The organism is Nocardioides sp. S5-5, from assembly GCF_054954065.1.
In genome coordinates, this window is sequence record NZ_CP199913.1 from 4,780,930 (window position 1) to 4,799,973 (window position 19,044).

The following is a 19,044-nucleotide window of genomic DNA, read 5'->3' on the forward strand; positions in this document are numbered from 1 at the left end:
GCGGCGTGAGCAAGGAGTACGCCGGCGGCGTGGTCGCCCTTCGCGACGTCGACCTGACCATCGGCGAGGGCGAGGACCTGGCCATCGTCGGGCCCTCGGGCTCCGGCAAGTCGACCCTGCTGCACCTGATGGGCACCCTCGACCGCCCCACCGGCGGGACTGTCCGGATCGCGGGCGAGGACGCCACCGCGCTCGACGACGACGCGCTGTCGCGGCTCAGGTCGCGGTGGCTGGGCTTCGTGTTCCAGCACGCGCACCTCACCGACCGGCTCACCGCGGTCGAGAACGTCGCCGTCGGCCTGCTGTACGCCGGCGTGCCGCGCCGGGAGCGCGGGCCGAGGGCCGCGGAGGCCCTCGACCGGGTCGGCCTGGCGCACCGGCGCGGCCACCTCCCCCACCAGCTCTCCGGCGGCGAGCGGCAACGGGTCGGGATCGCCCGCGCCCTGGTCAACCGGCCGGCGCTGGTGCTCGCCGACGAGCCCACCGGCGCCCTGGACCAGGCGACCGGACGGCAGGTCCTCGCCCTGTTCCGCGAGCTGCACGCCCAGGGCACCACCATCGCCCTGATCACCCACGATCCGGCAGTAGCGAGCACGTTCACCCGGCGGATCGAGATCCGCGACGGAAGGATCACGCCGTGACGGACTCATTCGTCGAGGCCTGGCGAGGCGTGCGCGGGCGCCCGGGCCGCGCCGCCATGAGCGGCATCGGCATCGCCCTGGGCATCGCGACCCTGGTCCTGGTCACCGGCATCCCGGCCAGCGGGCAGGCCGACCTGGACCGCCGCCTGAGCGCCCTCGGCACCGACATCCTGGTGGCCCAGCCCTCCGCGGTCAGCGACGACGCACCGGCGCTCTCCGAGCAGGCGGCCGCGATGGTACGGCGGATCGGGCCCGTCGAGGCGGCCAGCGCGGTCGCGAGCCTCGACGCCCGCGTGCGGCGTACCCCCTTCGCCGACCCCAACGACACCGCCGGCATCGTCACCCTGGCCGCCACCGGCGACCTGCTCGAGACGATCCACGGCAGGCTCGCCGACGGCTCGTTCCTGACCACCCCGCGGCTGCCGACCGCGGTCCTCGGCGCCCAGGCGGCGCACTGGCTCGGCATCACCCGGCTCGACCCCACCCGGCCGGTGCGGATCGCCGTCGGCGACGCCTGGCTCACCGTGGTCGGCATCCTCGCGCCGATGCCGTTGACGCCCGAGCTGGAGCAGTCGGTGCTGGTCGGCTGGGACGCCGCGCGCGAGCTCGGCTTCGACGGCCACCCGAGCGTGGTCTACCTGCGCACGGCCGAGAGCCAGGTCGAGCCGGTGCGCGACGTGCTGCCGGCCACCCTGAGCCCGGAGCTGCCGGGGCTGGTGAGCGTGAGTAGGCCGAGCGACGCGCTGGCCGCGAAGCGGGCCACCCAGGGCACCTTCTCGGCGCTGTTCCTCGGTCTGGCCGGCGTCGCCCTCGCCGTCGGCGGCATCGGCGTCGCGAACACGATGATCGTCGGTGTCCTGGAGCGCCGGCGAGAGATCGGGCTGCGCCGTGCGCTGGGCGCCCGCCGCAGGGACGTACGGCGCCAGTTCCTCGCCGAGGCCGTGCTCCTGTCCGTGCTCGGCGGCGCGGCCGGCCTCGCCACGGGCGTGGTCGGCGCGGTCGGCTTCGCCGCGGCCCGGGGCTGGCCCCTGGTCGTGCCGCTGCCGGCGGTCGCCGGCGGACTGGCGGGGGCCGTGCTCATCGGAGCACTCGCCGGCCTCTACCCCGCGGTGCGCGCCGCCCGACTCTCCCCGACCGACGCCCTGGCGAGCTGACCCGGCTCAGGCCCCGCCGGAGCGGCGGGCGTGCTCGGCGACCAGGTCGGCGTACCAGTCGAAGGACCGCTTGGGCGTGCGCCGCTGGGACTCGTAGTCGACATGGACCAGCCCGAAGCGCTGGGTGTAGCCCTCGGCCCACTCGAAGTTGTCGATGAGCGACCAGGCGTAGTAGCCGCGCACGTCCACGCCCCGCTCGATCGCCTCGGCGACGGCGGTGAGGTGCAGGGCGTGGTAGTCGACCCGCTGGTGGTCGTCGACCACGCCGGACGCGTCGGGCCCGACGCCGTAGGCGCAGCCGGACTCGGTGATCACGATCGGGGGTACGGCGGCCCGGAACCGCGCGCGGAAGGTGATCAGCCACTCGCGCAGCGCATCCGGCACCACCGGCCAGCCGAAGTCGGTCATCGGGTACCCGAGCACCTCGCGGAACTCGAACGGCAGCTCCGCGGTCTCGCCGGCGGCCGCGATCCGCATCGGGTTGTAGTAGTTGACGCCGTAGAAGTCGAGCGGCTGGCGCATCGTCGCGAAGTCGCCGTCGCGGACGTGGGGCTCGAGCAGCATCATCAGCTCGTCGGCATAGCGACCGAGGAGCATGCCCTCCAGGTAGTGGGCATTCCACAGCATGTCGAAGAGCTTGGCGGCGCCGACGTCGGCGGGGTCGTCGCTGGCCGGCCAGATCGGGGCGTGGTTGTTGGCGCAGCCGACGCTGGTCGCGCCGGCGGCTCGCAGCGCGATCGCGGCGCGGCCGTGGGCGACGAGCAGGTGGTGGCCGGCGGGGAGCGCGTCGAACATCAGCGCCTTGCCCGGAGCATGCATCGCGACGGCGTACCCCATCAAGGTCACGACATTGGGCTCGTTGACCGGCACCCAGTCGGTGACCCGGTCTGCGAGGCGGTCGGCGACGATCGCGGCGTAGTCGGCGAAGCGGTCGACGGTCGCGCGGTTCAGCCAGCCGCCGTCGTCCTCGAGGGCCTGCGGGAGGTCCCAGTGGTAGAGCGTCGCCATCGGCTCGATGCCGGCCTCGAGCAGTCCGTCGACGAGGCGGTCGTAGAAGTCGAGACCCGCCTGGTTGACCGCGCCGGAGCCGGTCGGCTGGATCCGCGGCCAGGCGATGGAGAACCGGTAGCCGGGCGCGCCCAGCCGGCGCATGAGCTCCACGTCCTCGGGCCAGCGGTGGTAGTGGTCGCAGGCGACCGCGCCGCTCGACCCGTCGACGATCCGCCCGGGCTCGGCCGTGAAGGTGTCCCAGATCGACGGCCCGCGTCCGTCCTCGTCGACGGCACCCTCGATCTGGTACGACGCCGTGCTGGTGCCGAACCTGAAGTCGGCCGGAAGACGGCTCGCCAGATCCCCCACCCTGTCCCCCATCGGACCAGCCTCCCATGACACCGGCACAATCTGACACGTGAGCGTCGAGATCCGCAGGGGAACCACCCGGTTCGTCGAACGAGAGCCCGGCCGGCTGAGCCACCACGGATTCTCCTTCGGCCCGCACCTCGACCCCGAGCGCCTGTCCTTCGGTCCGATGGTGTGCCACGACGACCACGTGGTGGGCCGCGACACCGGCTTCGAGGAGCACCCTCACGAGGAGCTCGAGATCGTCACCTGGGTGGTCGCCGGCTCCCTCGTCCACCGTGACGGCACCGGCGCCGAGGAGGTGCTCCACGCGGGTGACTGCGGGGTGCTGTCGGCCGGCGCGGGGGTCCGGCACGCCGAGATCGCCGGGCCCGACGGACCGGTCCGGTTCGTGCAGGTGTGGCTGCGGCCCGACGCTCCCGACCGGGCGCCTGCCTACGCGCGGGCGACGGTGTCCCCGGCCGGTGGGACCGGGCTGGTGCGGGTCGTCGGCGCCGGCGGACCGCTCACCGTCGACGTCGCCGGCGCGGCGCTCGACGTGGTCCGCCTCGACGCCGGCGAGACCGTGGCCCTGCCCGCCGCGGCCCGGCTGCACGCCTTCCTCACGACGGGTGCGCTGCTGCGGTCCTCGCTGGCCGAGCCCCTCGCCGCGGGTGACGCACTGTGCGTGAGCGACGGGCCGTCGTACGAGCTGACGGCGGGAGTGCCGACCGAGATCCTGGTCTGGACCTTCGCCTGACGCCCGGCCCTGCAGGGATCACCTCCTCAGCGGCGATTCCCGCGCCCCTCGCCCATTGCAACGGTCAAGAAGCGCAAGAAGCAGCCAAGAAGTACGACGCCTCACGCCGCGCCGAGCGCCTCGGCCGGGTCGACGAGTGCGGTGGCGACCTCGGCGAGGGCGCGCACCTGCGCCGGAGTGAGCCGGTCGAAGACCAGCGTCCGGACCTGCTCGAGGTGGCCGGGGGCGATCCGCTCGAGCAGCGCCTGGCCCTCGTCGGTGAGCACCGCGAACTGGCTGCGGCGGTCGTTGGGGCAGTGCCTCTTGGTGACCCAACCGCGCTCCTCGAGTGTGGCGACCGCGTGGGTCAGCCGCGAGGGGCTGGTCGCCGTGAGCCGGGCCAGCTCGCCCATGGTCAGTGCCCGGTCCGGCGCCGCGGACAGGTTGGCGAGCATCGCGTAGTAGGTGTGCGTGATCCCGGCCTCCTCCCGCAGCCGCCGGTCGATCGCCTGCGGGAGCTCCTGGACCAGGCGGACCAGCGGCAGCCAGGCCGCCATCTCCGCCTCGTCCAGCCAGCGGGTCTCCTCGCTCACGCCGAGAGCCCACCGAGGTCGAGGGTACGGACGACGGCCGGCGCAGTGGTGGGCACGGGCGCGGCGTACGGCACCGTCGGGACGGACGCCCGGCGGGCGCAGGTGGGGCAGGTCGTCATGGTCGCTCCATTATTTCAAACTTGAAATGATGGAGGCACAAGGCGACCGGGAGCACAGGTATTCCCAGCGGCTCCTGATCGAGGCCGACCCGGCGCAAACTGACACGCCCGACCCGCCGACCCGGCGCGAAATGACACGCAGATGTGTCACTTTGCGCCGGGTCGGCGTGCCTCAGGAGTTCGTTCGCGCCGGGTCGGCGATGATCCGGACCGCCCTGGGCAGCAGTTCGACGACCAGCGACGTGGTGGGGTCGGTGGGAAGGGGGCCGAGGGCCTCGCCGTCCGCGCCCACCGGTACGACGGCCCCGCCCCGGTGCCGCCCGGAGAGGCCGACCCGGCGGCCGGTCAGCACGCTCACCTCGGCGAGGTCGACGTGGCTGCCGTCGTACACCTTGGGGAGGGAGCGGATCAGGTCGAGATGGGAGGCGGCCTCGATCACGATGACGTCGAGCAGGCCGTCGTCGACCGAGGCGGCGGGGGCGATCGCCATGCCCTTGCCGTAGTAGCGCGAGTTGGCGACGACGACGGTGGCGGCGCGGTAGTCGCGGCGCGCCCCGTCGACGTCGACCACGCACTCGACGGGGCGGTAGGTGGCGAGGGCGCGGATGGCGGCGTACGGGTACTGCAGCCTGGCGGGCAGCCAACGCGAGCGGTCCACGATCTCGGCCGCGCGGGCGTCGACGCCGGCGTAGACCGACCCCGCGACGACGTACGACGTCCCGTCGGACCGGGTGGCGCGGAGCAGGTCGATCGGCCGGGGATCGGCGGCGAGCAGCAGTCGCGCCTGGGCGGCGGTCTCGGTGGGGATCTCGAGCATCCGGGCGAAGTCATTGCCCCGTCCGGCCGGGACGACGGCCAGCACGCCGCCGGCGTCGGCGACCGAGCCGGCGACCGAGGAGAGCATCCCGTCACCGCCGACGGACACCACCACGGCACCGCGGGCGACGGCCGCGCCGACCAGCGCGGGGCTCTCGGCGGCCGAGGCGGTGTAGGTGACCTCGACCTCGGCGCCCGCCTCGCGCAGCGCCCGGGCCAGCGGGACGACGACCTTCGGCGCCGCACCCCCGCCGGAGGCCGGGTTCACCAGGAAGGCGAACGCTCGGGTCACGGGATCAGCACCCCGGGGTTGAGGATCCCGGTGGGGTCGACGGTCCGCTTGACGGCACGCAGCACCTCGACGCCGACCTCGCCGATCTCCGCGGTGAGGTACGGCTTGTGGTCGGTGCCGACCGCGTGGTGGTGGGTGATCGCGGCACCGGCAGCGACGATCGCCTCACAGGCGGCGGCCTTCGCGGGCAGCCAGCGCTCGAGCGGGTCGTCACCGCCACGGGCCGCGACGGTGAAGTAGAGCGAGCAGCCGGTCGCGTACACGTGCGAGATGTGGCAGAGCACCAGGGTGCCCTCGCCGAGCTCGGCCTCCAGCGCGGCCTTCACGCGGGCGTAGAGGTTCTCGCGGTTGCTCCAGAAGGTCGCGGTCTCCAGGGTCTCGACCAGGACCCCGACGTCGAGCAGGCTGTCACGCAGGTACGGCGCGGCGAACCGCCCCTGCGACCAGGACCGGCCGGGCTCCTCGCCGAGCGCGGTGCCGCCGAGCGCGGTCAGCGCCTCGGTGACGGCGGCCCGCTTGGCGGCGACGGCGGCGGGGGTGCCCTCGTGGCCGACGATCATCAGGCAACCCGCGTTGCCCTCTCCACCGATACCTGACGGGTCGGCGAGGTTGATCGCGGTCTCGGTCTCGTCGGAGAGCCGGATGACCGTCGGCAGCAGGTCGGCCTGAGCCAGTGCGCGCATGGCGTCGGCGCCGGCGCCGAAGCTCGCCCAGCGCCAGCCCTCGTACTGCTTGACCTCGGGTAGCGGCCGGACCCGGACGGTCACCTCGGTGATGACGCCGAGGGCGCCCTCCGAGCCGAGGAAGAGCTCGCGCAGGTCGGGACCGGACGCGTTCGCCGGAGCACTGCCGAGGCGGACCTCGCCGGCGGGCGTGGCGACGCGGAGGCCGACGACCATGGCGTCGAAGCGCCCGTATCCGGCGCTGGACTGGCCGCTGGAGCGGGTCGCGGCGAAGCCGCCGATCGTGGCGTACTCGAAGGACTGCGGGAAGTGGCCCAGCATCATCCCGTGCTCGGCGAGCAGCGCCTCGGCCTCGGGGCCGCGCAGGCCGGGCTCGAGGGTGGCGGTCGAGGAGACCGGGTCGAGCGCGAGCAGGCCGCGCATCCGGCCGAGGTCGAGGGAGAGCACGCCACTCAGGCCGGCCGGGTCGGCGACCAGGCCGCCGGTGACCGCCGTGCCGCCACCGAAGGGGACCACGGCGATCCGCTGCTCGGCGGCGTAGGCGAGCACCGCGACGACCTCGTCGTGGCCGGCCGGGCGGACGACGGCGTCGGGAGCGTCGCCGAGGTCGCCGGCGCGCTGGCGGAGCAGGTCGGGGGTGGACTTGCCTCGGGTACGCCGGCGGCGGAGATCGTCGTCGAGCACGACATGGTCGTGGCCGACGATCGCCCGCAGGCCTGCGATCTGGGTGTCGTCGAGGCGGGAGGCCGGGACGGCGGCCTCGGCGCGGGCCGGGGTGTCCCGGATCGGGAAGACCAGGCCGACGAGGTCGCGGACACCGTCCGGCAGGCCCGTGGCGTGGTCCGGGTCGCCCCAGCGCGTCGCGGGCATCTCGGGCTGGAGAACGGAGGGACGCTCGGTCGTCATGTGTTACAGTGTGACACATGACGTCACATCGTCACAACCACTCGGAGGTCGAGGAGGTCGCGCAGCGACCGTCACGAGACTCCGGCACCCACGACGCCTACCTCGACGCCGCGCGCGAGTGCATCCTCGACGTCGGCTGGCGGCGGACGACCCTCACCGAGGTCGCCCGCCGGGCGGGGGTCTCGCGGATGACGATCTACCGCGCCTGGTCGGACATGCCGGCACTGCTCGGCGACCTGATGACCCGCGAGTGGGGGACGCTCGTCGCGACCGGCGTCGATGTGACCGCGACCCCCACCCCCGACGCGATCGCCGACGCGATGGTCGCGACCGTCGGCGCGCTGCGCGAGAACGAGCTGTTCACCCGGATCGTCGAGCTCGACCCCGAGCTGATCCTCCCCTACCTGCTGGCCCGCCGTGGCCGCTCGCAGGAGCTGATCCTCCAGGTCCTCGCCACCGCGATCGCGGCCGGCCAGGAGGCCCGGACGATCGCCGACGGCGACCCGCGGGCGGTCGCGCGGGGCCTGGTCCTCGCCGCCCACGGCTTCGTCCTCTCCGCGCACACGATGGTCGACGACGTCGTCGACCAGTCCGCGCTCGACGACGAGCTGCACGCCCTCGTCTCCCGGAGTCTCGCGCCATGACCGTCTCCCCCACCGGCTCCCCCACCCGGATCACCCCCGGCCTGACCGACGTGCCCACCGACGTCGACGTCGTCGTGATCGGCCTCGGCGTCACCGGCACCGGCGTCGCGCTCGACGCGGTCTCGCGCGGGCTGTCCGTGCTCGCCGTCGACGCCCACGACCTCGCGTTCGGCACGTCGCGCTTCTCCTCGAAGCTGGTCCACGGCGGCCTGCGCTACCTCGCCTCCGGCCAGGTCGGCATCGCCCACGAGAGCGCCGTCGAGCGCGGCATCCTGATGGAGACCACCGCGCCCCACCTGACCCGGCCGCTGCCGTCGATCATCCCCCTGTCGGCCGGCGTCAGCCGCCCGATGGGCGCCCTCGCGGGGGCCGGCTTCGTCGGCGGCGACCTGCTCCGGCGGGTCGCCGGGACCAGTGCCGACACGCTGCCCCGGCCGCGCCGGCTCAGCGCCGCCGAGACCCGTCGCCTCGCACCGCCGCTGCGCTTCGACGGCCTGCGCGGCGCCTACCTCGGCTGGGACGGTCAGCTCGAGGACGACGCCCGCCTGGTCACGACCATCGCGCGGACGGCGGCCGACCACGGCGCGCACGTCCGCACCCACGCCCGGGTCCTCGCCGCCACCGGACGCGAGGTCACGCTCCGCGACGAGCTCACCGGCGACCAGGTCACCGTCACCGCCCGCACCGTGATCAACGCCGCCGGCGTGTGGGCCGGCGACCTGGTCGACGACGTCCGGCTGCGCCCGTCGCGCGGCACCCACCTGGTGCTGCGCGCCGACACCCTGCCCGGTCTCGACGTCGCGGTGTTCGCCCCGATCCCCGGCGAGACCAACCGCTTCGTGCTCGTCTTGCCCCAGCCCGACGGCCAGCTCTACGTCGGCCTGACCGACGAGCCGGTCGACGGACCGGTCCCCGACGTGGCCGAGCCGACCGAGGTCGAGATCGGCTTCCTGCTCGACGTCGTCGGCGCCTCCTTCGCCCGCCCGCTGCGTCGCGAGGACGTGGTCGGCGCCTTCGCCGGCCTGCGCCCGCTGCTCGACGGCGGCACGGAGAGCACAGGAGGGGGCTCCACGGCCGACCTGTCCCGCAGGCACGCCGTGCTCACCTCGCCCACCGGCATCGTCACCATCGTCGGCGGCAAGCTCACCACCTACCGTCGGATGGCGGAGGACGCCGTGGACGCCGCCGTCGCCCACGCCGATCTCACCGCGGGCCCCTGCGTCACCGCGACGCTCCCGCTCGCCGGCGCCGCGCCGCGCGAGGCGCTCGCCGAGCGCGCCGCCACGGCCGGCCACCCCGGCACGGCCCGCCTGGTCCGCCGGTACGGCGCCGACGCGGGACTCGCCCTCGCCGCCGCCCTCGAGACGAGTGGCTGGCCGGAGTCCGACCTGCTCGCGCCGATCGCCGACGACATCTCGACGGTGTGGGCCGAGCTGTTCTTCGGCGTCACCCACGAAGGGGCCGCCGACGTCGCCGACCTGCTCGACCGCCGGACCCGGATCGGGCTGATACCCGCCGACCGGGCGCTCGCCGTACCGGCTGCCGAGCGGGTGCTGGCGGAGCTCAGAGCTCGCCGCTGGTGATCCGGCGCAGGATCTCCAGGCCGACGCTGTTGCCGGTGGCGCCGGCCGGGAGCTCCCGGCCGCGCTCCTTCTCCCGCGCCGCGGACAGTGCGGCGACCCAGGCGGAGAACACCGTGATCGCCCGGGCGTGCGCGTCGAGCAGGCTCGCGCCGCTCTCCCCCCGGTCCAGGGCGTCGTCGGTGAGCCGGGACAGGGTCGCCATCCAGCGCTGCATCACGTGGCCCGCGATGTCGGGCGAGCCGCTGCCGAGGTGTTCGACGAGGGGGTGGACGCGGGTGCCGCTCTCGACCCGGTCCGTCCAGCCGTCCGCCGCCATCTCCGCCAGTGCGGCGACCACCGTGTCGGCGACCGGCTCGTCGAGCGGGCGGCGCAGGATGCCCTCGACGAAGGCATCGAGCCACGCGTCGAAGTAGGCGAGCATGATCGCGGCCTTCGAGCCGAAGTGCAGGTAGATCGTGCGGACCGCGACGTCCGCCGACGCCGCGATGTCGTCGATCGAGGTCTCGGCGTACCCCTTCTCCTCGAACAGCCGGTCGGCGGCGGCGAGGATCCGCCGTCGCGTCTCGGCCTTGCGCCGCGCCTGCCGGTCCGGCTCGGGGGCAGTCGCGGCGTTGCGCTGGCCAGCCATGCGACCAGCCTACGCGAGTACAATGAATGCACTTATAGTACGATGGCACTATAGGATGCCGACCGCCCCCGCTCCCTGGCGCGGCCGGGCCGCTCATCAGCACCACTCGAGGGAGAGACCCGTGTCGACACCACGTCGTGGCCACACGCCGCGCGCCCGGTCCATCGCGTCCACCGCCGTCGCCGTGACGGCACTCGTGGGGAGTGCCGTCACCCTCGCCGCGCCGGCCCATGCCGCGGGCGAGCTCGACTTCGTCGCGACCGCGCTCGCCACCTGCACCGACGGCACCTTCGTGGGCCTGAGCGCCAACGTGTCCGATCCGGCGACGACGCTGAGCGTGGCGTGCAACGCGACCCTCAACCTGCACGGCTACTCGATCACCTCCAACAGCATCGACATCGCCGCCGGGAAGACCCTGACCGTCCGAGGTCCCGGGGCCCTCACCGCGACGTCGACGACCGACGGGGTCGCGGGCATCAACACGACGGGAGCCACGCTCGTCGTCGAGAGCGGCACCATCACCGCGCGCGGAGCCAGGTACGGCGCCGGCATCGGCGGCGGCGACCGGGAGGCGGGCGGCACCGTGGTGATCAACGGCGGCGACGTCCTCGCGGTCGGCAACGTGGCGGCCGGCATCGGCGGCGGCGAGCGCGGCGACTCCGGCAGCGTCACCATCAACGGCGGCGAGGTCGAGGCCCGCGGCGACGGCGGCGACGGCAACGAGACCAGCGGCGCCGGCATCGGCGGCGGGCGCTTCGGCTCCGCCACCGTCACCGTCAACGGCGGGCACGTCGTCGCGCAGGGCGGCTCGTGGGGCGCCGGCATCGGCGGCGGTCAGAGCGCCGGCGGCGGCACGGTGACGATCATGGCCGGCACCGTCGAGGCGTACGCCGGCGATCAGGCCGCCGCCATCGGTGCCGGCAACGACACCGACTTCGCCAACCGTGCCAACGGTGCCGACGTCTACATCGGCGAGGACGCGACCGTCACCGCGCAGGGCGGCTACAACGCGATCGGCCACACCTACCGCGGCACCAGCTTCGGCTCGCTGTTCGTGGACGGCACGCTGCACCTCCCGAGCGGCAGCTACCTGCGAGTCCCCGACTCGAACCCGAGCGGCCCCGAGATCACCGTCGGCGGGACCGGGCGGATCCTCGGCAACGCCGCCGACCCCGCCGGCGGCGGCGAGATCATCACCTTCTATCCGGCCAGCCCGCAGCCCGCGAGCACCGGTCAGATCGCCAACAACGGCGTGATCGCACTGGCGGCCGATCGGATCGATCCCCCGGTCACCGACCACAACTACACGATCCACTTCGATCCCGCCGGCGGCAACGCCGTCGACGACGTCATCGTGTTCGCGACCAGCCTCGCCGCGGGCTACCGCCGGCTCCCGGCGCCGACCCGCACCGGGCACACGTTCGCGGGCTGGACGACCGGTGCCGACGCCGACTCCCCCGCGTTCACCACCTCGACGACGATCACCGGCTCACGCACCGTCCACGCGCAGTGGACGCCGAACACGATCGCCCTGGCGCAGCCGACCATCCTCGGCACCCTCCGGGTCGGCCAGCGACTCGAGGCCTCCGTGGCCTCGGTCGTGCCCACCGACGCCACCCTCAGCTACCTGTGGCACTCGGGAACGACCCCCGTCAGCACCAACCCCGCCTACGCACTGGAGCCGAGCGACCTCGGCAGACAGATCACGGTGACCGTGACGGCCAGCAGGGACGACTACCCCGACGAGGCGCGGACCTCGGCGCCCTCGACCCCCGTGGCGGCGGGCCGGATGAGCGCGACCGGCGCCGTGAGCATCGATGGTGCGCCGAAGGTCGGGCAGGTGCTGACCGCGACCAGCACCGTCACCACCACGCCGGCCGCCACCGCGGTGACCGGACAGTGGCTGCGCGACGGCGAGGCGATCGACGGGGCCGGGGACGCGGCGTACACCCTCACGAACGCCGACGTGTCCGCCACGATCAGCTACCGCGAGACCCGCGACCGGACCGGGTACGACCCGGTGGTGACCACCAGCCCGGCGACCGACAAGATCACCGGCGGGATCATCGCCCTCACGCCACCCGCCATCGCCGGCGACGCCGTGGTCGACGAGGTGCTCAGCGTGGTCCCGAGCACGGCCGTCCCCGCCGACGCGACCCTCGACTACGTCTGGCGGGCCGACGGAGACACCGTCGGCACCGGCTCGACGTACCGGGTGCGACCCGCCGACCTGGACCGGCGGATCACCGTGACCGCCGAGGCCTCCCGAACCGACTACGACCCCACCCACGCCGCCTCCCCCGCCTCGGCGCAGGTCGCGCGGGCCACCTTCGCGACCGGCCCGCAGGCGACGATCTCGGGCGTCCTGAAGGTCGGCGAGGAGCTCACCGCGACCGGCGGCACGACCACTCCGGAGCAGGACTCCCTCACCTGGCAGTGGTACGCCGACGGCGAGCCGATCGATGGCGCCACCGCGCCGACGTACACCCTCACCATGGCCGAGAAGGGCGCCGTCGTCAGCGTCGAGGTGAGCGCGCTCCGCGACGGCTATGTGAGTGCGAGCGACACCGCCGCGGCGCAGGAGCGGGTGGTCACCAACCTCGCCCCCGACCTGACCCTGACCGCCTCGACCGCGACGCTGCGGCTGGGTGAGTCGGCCACCTTGGCCTGGACCACCGGCGACGCGATCACCGTGCAGGCCGGCGGCGCCTGGAGCGGTGGGCGCGACCTCGACGGCACCCTCACCGTGACGCCCACCGGCACCGGCGTGACGACCTACGTCCTCTCCGCCACCAACGGATCCGGTACGACGACCGCCCAGGTCAGCCTCGACGTCGCCCTCCCGGCGACCGGCCTGGCGGTCACGACGAGGCGCACCGCCCTCGCGCCCGGCAAGGTCCGGGTCAAGGCGGCCGGGCTGGCTCCCGGGGAGGCGTACACCGTCCGGATCGGGAGGAGGCTGGTCGCCACCGGACAGGCAGACGCGGCCGGGCGCCTGCGGCGGACGGTGCGCATCCCGGGCGGGGTCAAGGCCGGCAAGCGGGTGGTCCAGGTCGTCGGCTCGCTGCCGGACCGGCTCGGCACCCGGCGGCTCACCGTGGTGCGGACCACGATGCTGCGCCTCTCGCTGACCGAGGCCGTGCGCGCCTCCGACGCCCAGACCGTCGTCGTACGCAACCTGCGTCCGCGCGAACGGGTCACGGTGACCTACCGGGGGCACCGGATCTCGCCGGCCGGCGCCCGCGCCGACGCCCGCGGCCGGTACCGGCTCACCTTCGACGTCGGCACCGTGTGGGGGACCTACCCGGTCACGGCCACCGGCCGGCTGGACGGCCGGACGCGGACCCGGACGTTCCGGGTCGTCGAGCGCTGCCCGGGCGGAGCCACCGTCTGCGACTGACCTCGTCGAGCACCGATGAGTTTCTCGGTCGCCGCCGGTCACACCGATCAGGCAGACTGGCGAGACCACGGGAGCAGCGATGGGAATCACGGTGACCGAGACCGAGACGGCAGCGACGGCGAGTGACGAGCTCGCCGACTTCGACACCCTGACGGGGCGCTACCAGCGCGAGCTGATGGCGCACTGCTACCGGATGAGCGGGTCGGTCCACGAGGCCGAGGACCTGGTGCAGGAGACCTTCTTGCGGGCGTGGAAGGCGTCGGCGAGCTTCCAGGGGCGGTCGTCGGTGCGGACCTGGCTCTACAAGATCGCCACCAACGTGTGCCTCACCAACCTCGAGGCCAAGCCGCGCCGCCCGCTGCCCACGGGCCTCGGTACGGCGGACTCGGCGCCCTCGGACGAGCTGCTCGAAGACCACGAGGTGCCGTGGCTCGAGCCGATCCCGGACGCGGCGGTCGAGGTCGCCGAGCGCGACACGATCCGGCTGGCGTTCGTGGCCGCGCTGCAGCACCTGCCGGCCCGCCAGCGCGCGGTGCTCATCCTGCGCGACGTGCTGCGCTGGTCGGCCGCGGAGACCGCGGCCGCCCTCGACACCACGACCGCGGCCGTGAACTCCGCCCTGCAGCGGGCCCACGCCCAGCTGGCCGAGCGCGGCCTGTCGCCCGACACCGTCGAGCCCGACCTCGACCAGGCGCAGCGCACCCTGCTCGACGCCTACCTGCAGGCGTTCTGGCGCAAGGACATCGACCAGATCGTCCAGCTCCTCAAGTACGACGCCACCTGGGACATGCCGCCCTTCCTCAACCACTACCGCGGGACCGAGGCGATCGGCCGGCTCATCGACACCAAGTGCCCAGGCGGCACCAACGACATGCCGATGGTCGAGACGCTCGCCAACGGACAGCCGGCGTTCGGTCTCTACATGCGCCAGCCGGACGGTCATTTCGAGCCGTTCCACCTGCAGGTGCTGCAGCTGACCGGTGCGGGCGACGACCTGCGCGTCGAGCACGTGACGGCGTTCTTCGACGCCCGGCTGTTCGCGCGGTTCGGACTCCCCGAGCGGCTGCCCGCCGACTACGTCCCGGCCTGACCCCGTGAGTGCCGCCGCCGCCCCCGACGGGATGGTCGCCGGCCTGGACCTGCTGCAGCGCGCGCTCGACTACACCCGCGACGCGCTCGGCACGGTCGCCTGCGCCGACGTCGACCGCCCCACGCCCTGCACCGAGTGGACCCTCGCCGACCTGCTGGCCCACATGGAGGACGCCCTCGACGCGTTCGCCGAGGCCGCCGACGGCACGGTCGGGCTGAGCAGCGCCGCCCCGACGCCTCTCGAGGCGCGGGTCCGAGCCCTCCAGCTCAAGGCCTGCGCTCTGCTCACCGCCTGGCTGGACGCCGAGCGCCCGACCGTCGACGTCGGCGGTCACCCGCTGCCCGTCGACGCGATCGCCCGGATCGCGGCCCTCGAGATCGCCGTCCACGGCTGGGACGTGCGCCAGGCGACCGGACACCCCCGGCCGCTCCCCGAGCCGCTCGCCGTCGCGCTGCTCCCCTCCGCGCTGCAGATCGCACTGGCGGGCGACGACCGGTTCGCGTCACCGCTGCCCGTCGACGTCGACGCGCCAGCCGGCGTCCACGTGCTCGCGCTGCTCGGGCGCGGCCCCGCGGGACCGCGCCGTCGCGTCAGCCCTTGAACCGGGAGTCCACCTTGAGCGCCTTGCCGGCGCCCGCGCGCTTGAAGTTGACCACGACCGAGCCACCTCCGCAGCGCGGGTAGCGCCGTACCACGCTGAACTCCGCCTGGGTGACGAGCGCTCCGCGCGCGCCCACGGTCCGCTTGACCGCGCCCGGGCGCATCTTCTTGCCGATCCGGCGGAACTCCTTCTTGGAGACGCACTTCGCGGCCCGCGGCGCGGTGACGTCGCTCCCCGCCGACGGTACGGCGGCCGGCGCGGACGCCACGGCCCGCCCACCGGGGCAGGTGGCCAGCGACCTCACCGGCACGATCGCCTCGACGGTGATGCCGACCTGCGACCCGGAGAGCACGTAGACCCAGCCCTTGGTCGGGCGCTGGATCGAGACCGTCGGCCCGACCGTGCCCTTGGCGCCGAACGAGTAGGTCCACCCGGACAGGCTGAAGTCGTCGGCGACGTGGGCGAGACCGCCGGCGCCCGACTCGCGGTACTCGCCCGCGGCGCTCGGGTAGCCGCGCCCGTCCCACCAGGCACTGACCGTGGACGTGCCGTCGCCGTGGGCCGTGGCGCAGACCCGGGTCAGCCCGCCGGCCCAGGACGTGACCGTCTTCCAGCCGGTCGCCGCCGATGCGGCGGGCGCGGCGAGGGCTCCCAGTCCGATGATCAGCAACGCGCTCGCGGCGAGCGATGTCAGTGTGGTGCGCATGATGGGTCCTGTCCCTCGATGTTCCTGGTGGCAGCTGCCGGCCCGCGTCCTCCTACCCGGGGGCGCCCGCAGGTAACCCGGCCACGCCGGGCGCGAGGCCCGGCTTCGCGCGCCCAGCACCGCCACCGCCGCGAGATGCCACAGCTGGGTGAGGTCGGCGGAGGACAGCACCGCGATCGCACTCATGCCGAGCAGCTCGACGGTCGAGCTGACCAGCAGGATCAGCTGAGGAGCGGGCCGAACGTCACCCCTCCAGGGCGCCCTGGCCTCGATAGTCTGGTCCGTGTGACGACGACAGGCCCCGTTCCGGCAGGTGCGCGCATCATGCACCTGGGCCCGCACAAGACCGGCACCACCGCCTTGCAGAGCGCTCTGCACCAAGCCCGCACCGAGCTCGACGACCAAGGCGTCCGCTACCTGTCCCACGGGCGCCACGACGCCTCCGCCGCACGCTGGGCCACCGGTCGGCTGGTCGTCGGGTCGGACGCGCGCGCGGCCGAGGAGCGCTGGGAGCGCGTCGTCTCCGACCTCCTCGGCGCCAGCGACCGGCGCCGGCTGTTCAGCAGCGAGTTCCTCTCCGATGCCACCGACGAGCAGATCGACGAGATCCTCGACCGCATCGGCAGGGACGACCTCTGGGTGGTCGTCACCCTGCGCCCGCTGGCGCGGATCCTGTCCTCGCAGTACCAGCAGGGGCTGCAGAGCGGCGGGCGACGCGAGTACGACGAGTGGCTGCGGTCGCTGTTCGCCGCCGACCACCCGCGGCCGGCTCCGCGCCAGTTCTGGCGACGTCATCGCCACGACGAGCTCGTGAGACGCTGGGCGGAGCGCGTCGGGCACGACAAGGTGATCGTGGTCGTCCTCGATCCCACGGACCGAGAGTTCCTGCCACGGGCCTTCGAGGAGATCCTGGGCCTGACCGACGGCACCCTGACGGCCAAGGAGCCCCTCGAGAACCGCTCCCTCACCGCGGCCGAGGCCGAGGTGATCCGCAGGTTCAACGTGCAGTACCGCTCAGAGGGACTCCCTCCGGAGTCACATGCCCGGATGCTGATCGACATCGGCAACCATCTGAAGCGGCGAGTCCCGCCGGCGGACGAGCCTCGGCTGACCACCCCCGACTGGGCGGTCGCGCGCGCCAACGAGATCGCCAAGGAGATCGTGGCGGGCATCCGCGGGCTCGGCGTGGACGTCCGCGGCGACCTCGACCAGCTGACCGAGGTCCCGCTGACGGGCGCCGATACGACGGCCGTTCCGGTCGCGGTGGACGCCGACCTCGCGGCCTATGTGGGCATCGGGGTGGCCACGGGCCTGCAGCGGCTGCCCGCGCTCCGCGCCGCGCCGCCCGCGCCGGCACGGCAGTCCGGAACTCGCGGCCGGCTGGTCCGCCTGGGCCGCCGGGTCCGGGACCGGATCGCGGCGAGCTGATCGGGCTCAGCCTGGATCCAGGATGGATCCAGGCTCTCAGCTCACCGGGAGCGCGACGTACGTCGTGTCGAGGTACTCCTCGATCCCCTCGAACCCGCCCTCGCGGCCGAACCCGCTCGCCTTGACCCCGCCGAACGGCGCGGCCGGGTTGGAGACCAGGCCGGTGTTGATGCCGAGCATGCCGGTCTCGAGGCGCTCGGCGAGGCGGATGGTGCGAGCCAGGTCGCGGGTGAAGGCGTAGGCGGCGAGGCCGTACTCGGTGGCGTTGGCCAACCGGATCGCCTCGTCCTCGGTGGTGAAGGTGGTGATCGGGGCGACCGGGCCGAAGATCTCGTTGCGGACCGCCTCGGCGTCGGCGGGGACGTCGGCCAGCACGGTCGGCGGGTAGAAGAAGCCCTCGCCCTCGGGGGCGCGGCCACCGGTGAGCAGCCGGGCGCCGCGGTCGACGGCGTCGTCGACGATCGCGGAGACCGAGGTGACCGCCGTGGCGTCGATGAGCGGGCCGACCTGGACACCCACGTCCTGGCCGCGGCCGACCCGCAGGGCGCCCATCCGCTCGGCGAGCCTGGTGCCGAAGTCCTCGGCGACGGAGGCCTCGACGAGGAACCGGTTGGCCGACGTACACGCCTCGCCCATGTTGCGCATCTTGGCGATCATCGCGCCGTCGACGGCGGCGGCGAGGTCGGCGTCGGCGAAGACCAGGAAGGGGGCGTTGCCGCCGAGCTCCATCGACACCCGCTGCAGCTCGCCGGCGGACTGCTCGACGATCCGCTTGCCGACCGACGTGGACCCGGTGAAGCTCACCTTCCGCAGCCGCGGGTCGGCCTGCAGGGTGCTGCTCAGCCCGCCCGAGTCGCTGGTCGTCACGACGTTGAGCACGCCGGCCGGCAGGCCCGCCTCGGCCAGCAGGGTCGCGAGCAGCAGCATGGTCAGCGGGGTCTGCGACGCGGGCTTGACCACCATCGTGCATCCGGCCGCCACGGCCGGGCCGATCTTGCGGGTGCCCATCGCGAGCGGGAAGTTCCACGGCGTGATGAACAGGCACGGGCCGACCGGCTTGCGCACCGTCAGCAGCCGGCTGCCGCCCGCCGGGTTCTGCATCCAGCGGCCGTGGATGCGCACCGCCTCCTCGGAGAACCAGCGCAGGAACTCGGCCCCGTAGGTCACCTCGCCCTTCGCCTCCGCGATCGGCTTGCCCATCTCCAGGCTCATCACCAGCGCCAGATCGTCGGCGTGCTCGGTGACCAGCCCGAACGCCCGGCGCAGGATCTCCCCGCGCTCGCGCGGCGGGGTCGCCGCCCACGACTCCTGGGCGCCGGCGGCCGCGTCGAGGGCCGCACGGGCGTCGTCCAGCGTGCCGTCCGCGACGTCGGTCAGCACCGACCCGTCGGCCGGGTCCAGCACGTCGATCCGGGCACCGCTGCCCGAGGGCACCCAGCTGCCACCGACGTACAGCTGGCGACGTGACTCCGGGAGCAGGTGGGCAAGGCGTTCACGGAAGGTCATGGGCCCACTGTGGCACTGCGGCGACGGGTTCGGGGAGGCCCGCGGGGGACGAAGGTCCCGACCACCGCAGGATTTTCTCCGAAAGGGATTTGTCCCCCACCATCGGCGCGCTAAGGTGTCAGCAGTCGTACTTCGGAGGGAGCACCGATACGACTGAGCCCCTCGTTGACCCCATGC

Annotated in this window: 17 protein-coding genes; 9 read left to right on the plus strand and 8 right to left on the minus strand. The window is 73.8% G+C overall.

The window, feature by feature from the left end; translation table 11 throughout:
* Nucleotides 1-5: 5 nt before the first annotated feature.
* Together ACUP6Y_RS23125 and ACUP6Y_RS23130 are read left to right on the plus strand one after the other, a co-directional pair.
* Nucleotides 6-641 (plus strand): ABC transporter ATP-binding protein, encoded by a 636-nt coding sequence (locus tag ACUP6Y_RS23125; RefSeq protein ID WP_462553333.1) that lies wholly within the window; start codon nucleotides 6-8, stop codon nucleotides 639-641.
* Complete coding sequence (locus ACUP6Y_RS23130; protein WP_462553334.1) at nucleotides 638-1,795, plus strand: ABC transporter permease; 1,158 nt, start codon at nucleotides 638-640, stop codon at nucleotides 1,793-1,795. The genes ACUP6Y_RS23125 and ACUP6Y_RS23130 overlap by 4 nt, the downstream gene beginning before the upstream one ends.
* A 6-nt stretch (nucleotides 1,796-1,801) precedes the next feature.
* Here the strand turns inward: ACUP6Y_RS23130 and ACUP6Y_RS23135 are convergent, their stop codons facing one another.
* The gene (locus tag ACUP6Y_RS23135) at nucleotides 1,802-3,166 is read right to left on the minus strand and encodes a GH1 family beta-glucosidase (protein ID WP_462553335.1); all 1,365 of its coding nucleotides are present in this window, start codon (nucleotides 3,164-3,166) and stop codon (nucleotides 1,802-1,804) included.
* A gap of 37 nt (nucleotides 3,167-3,203) precedes the next feature.
* On the opposite strand from ACUP6Y_RS23135, the gene ACUP6Y_RS23140 reads away from it, so the two are divergent.
* Nucleotides 3,204-3,893, plus strand: coding sequence for a pirin family protein (locus tag ACUP6Y_RS23140; protein WP_462553336.1), 690 nt, complete (start codon nucleotides 3,204-3,206; stop codon nucleotides 3,891-3,893).
* A 101-nt stretch (nucleotides 3,894-3,994) separates the two neighbouring features.
* Here the strand turns inward: ACUP6Y_RS23140 and ACUP6Y_RS23145 are convergent, their stop codons facing one another.
* The 4 genes from ACUP6Y_RS23145 to ACUP6Y_RS23160 form a co-directional block, all read right to left on the minus strand.
* Nucleotides 3,995-4,465 (minus strand): MarR family winged helix-turn-helix transcriptional regulator, encoded by a 471-nt coding sequence (locus ACUP6Y_RS23145; protein ID WP_462553337.1) that lies wholly within the window; start codon nucleotides 4,463-4,465, stop codon nucleotides 3,995-3,997.
* Nucleotides 4,462-4,584, minus strand: coding sequence for a hypothetical protein (locus tag ACUP6Y_RS23150; protein WP_462553338.1), 123 nt, complete (start codon nucleotides 4,582-4,584; stop codon nucleotides 4,462-4,464). Before ACUP6Y_RS23150 ends, ACUP6Y_RS23145 begins: the two co-directional genes overlap by 4 nt.
* Before the next feature lie 172 nt (nucleotides 4,585-4,756).
* Entirely contained in the window at nucleotides 4,757-5,692 is a 936-nt protein-coding gene (locus tag ACUP6Y_RS23155; RefSeq protein WP_462553339.1) for a diacylglycerol/lipid kinase family protein, read from the minus strand.
* On the minus strand, nucleotides 5,689-7,281 hold the full coding sequence (locus ACUP6Y_RS23160) for an FAD-binding oxidoreductase (RefSeq protein WP_462553340.1): 1,593 nt from the start codon (nucleotides 7,279-7,281) through the stop codon (nucleotides 5,689-5,691). The genes ACUP6Y_RS23155 and ACUP6Y_RS23160 overlap by 4 nt, the downstream gene beginning before the upstream one ends.
* A gap of 17 nt (nucleotides 7,282-7,298) precedes the next feature.
* On the opposite strand from ACUP6Y_RS23160, the gene ACUP6Y_RS23165 reads away from it, so the two are divergent.
* Nucleotides 7,299-7,925 carry a TetR/AcrR family transcriptional regulator gene (locus ACUP6Y_RS23165; RefSeq protein WP_462553341.1) on the plus strand — a complete coding sequence of 209 codons (627 nt, stop codon included), beginning with the start codon at nucleotides 7,299-7,301 and terminating at the stop codon, nucleotides 7,923-7,925.
* Entirely contained in the window at nucleotides 7,922-9,508 is a 1,587-nt protein-coding gene (locus ACUP6Y_RS23170) for a glycerol-3-phosphate dehydrogenase/oxidase (RefSeq protein ID WP_462553342.1), read from the plus strand. The genes ACUP6Y_RS23165 and ACUP6Y_RS23170 overlap by 4 nt, the downstream gene beginning before the upstream one ends.
* Here the strand turns inward: ACUP6Y_RS23170 and ACUP6Y_RS23175 are convergent.
* Nucleotides 9,489-10,136, minus strand: coding sequence for a TetR/AcrR family transcriptional regulator (locus tag ACUP6Y_RS23175; RefSeq protein ID WP_462553343.1), 648 nt, complete (start codon nucleotides 10,134-10,136; stop codon nucleotides 9,489-9,491). The genes ACUP6Y_RS23170 and ACUP6Y_RS23175 overlap by 20 nt on opposite strands.
* A 121-nt stretch (nucleotides 10,137-10,257) precedes the next feature.
* Here ACUP6Y_RS23175 and ACUP6Y_RS23180 point away from each other — a divergent pair, with 121 nt between their 5' ends.
* From ACUP6Y_RS23180 to ACUP6Y_RS23190, 3 genes are all read left to right on the plus strand, one after another.
* Nucleotides 10,258-13,536 carry an InlB B-repeat-containing protein gene (locus tag ACUP6Y_RS23180; protein WP_462553344.1) on the plus strand — a complete coding sequence of 1,093 codons (3,279 nt, stop codon included), beginning with the start codon at nucleotides 10,258-10,260 and terminating at the stop codon, nucleotides 13,534-13,536.
* A 91-nt stretch (nucleotides 13,537-13,627) separates the two neighbouring features.
* A complete protein-coding gene (locus tag ACUP6Y_RS23185) occupies nucleotides 13,628-14,626 on the plus strand; it encodes a sigma-70 family RNA polymerase sigma factor (protein ID WP_462553346.1) in 999 nt (332 codons plus the stop codon).
* Nucleotides 14,627-14,630: 4 nt separating this feature from the next.
* Nucleotides 14,631-15,227, plus strand: coding sequence for a TIGR03086 family metal-binding protein (locus ACUP6Y_RS23190; protein ID WP_462553347.1), 597 nt, complete (start codon nucleotides 14,631-14,633; stop codon nucleotides 15,225-15,227).
* Here ACUP6Y_RS23190 and ACUP6Y_RS23195 read toward each other — a convergent pair.
* Nucleotides 15,217-15,933, minus strand: a complete 717-nt coding sequence (locus tag ACUP6Y_RS23195; protein WP_462553348.1) for a hypothetical protein — start codon at nucleotides 15,931-15,933, stop codon at nucleotides 15,217-15,219. The genes ACUP6Y_RS23190 and ACUP6Y_RS23195 overlap by 11 nt on opposite strands.
* A gap of 324 nt (nucleotides 15,934-16,257) precedes the next feature.
* Here ACUP6Y_RS23195 and ACUP6Y_RS23200 point away from each other — a divergent pair, with 324 nt between their 5' ends.
* Nucleotides 16,258-17,361, plus strand: a complete 1,104-nt coding sequence (locus ACUP6Y_RS23200; RefSeq protein WP_462553350.1) for a hypothetical protein — start codon at nucleotides 16,258-16,260, stop codon at nucleotides 17,359-17,361.
* 36 nt (nucleotides 17,362-17,397) lie between these two features.
* Here the strand turns inward: ACUP6Y_RS23200 and ACUP6Y_RS23205 are convergent, their stop codons facing one another.
* A complete protein-coding gene (locus tag ACUP6Y_RS23205) occupies nucleotides 17,398-18,867 on the minus strand; it encodes an NAD-dependent succinate-semialdehyde dehydrogenase (protein WP_462553351.1) in 1,470 nt (489 codons plus the stop codon).
* Between the last annotated feature and the right edge of the window lie 177 nt (nucleotides 18,868-19,044).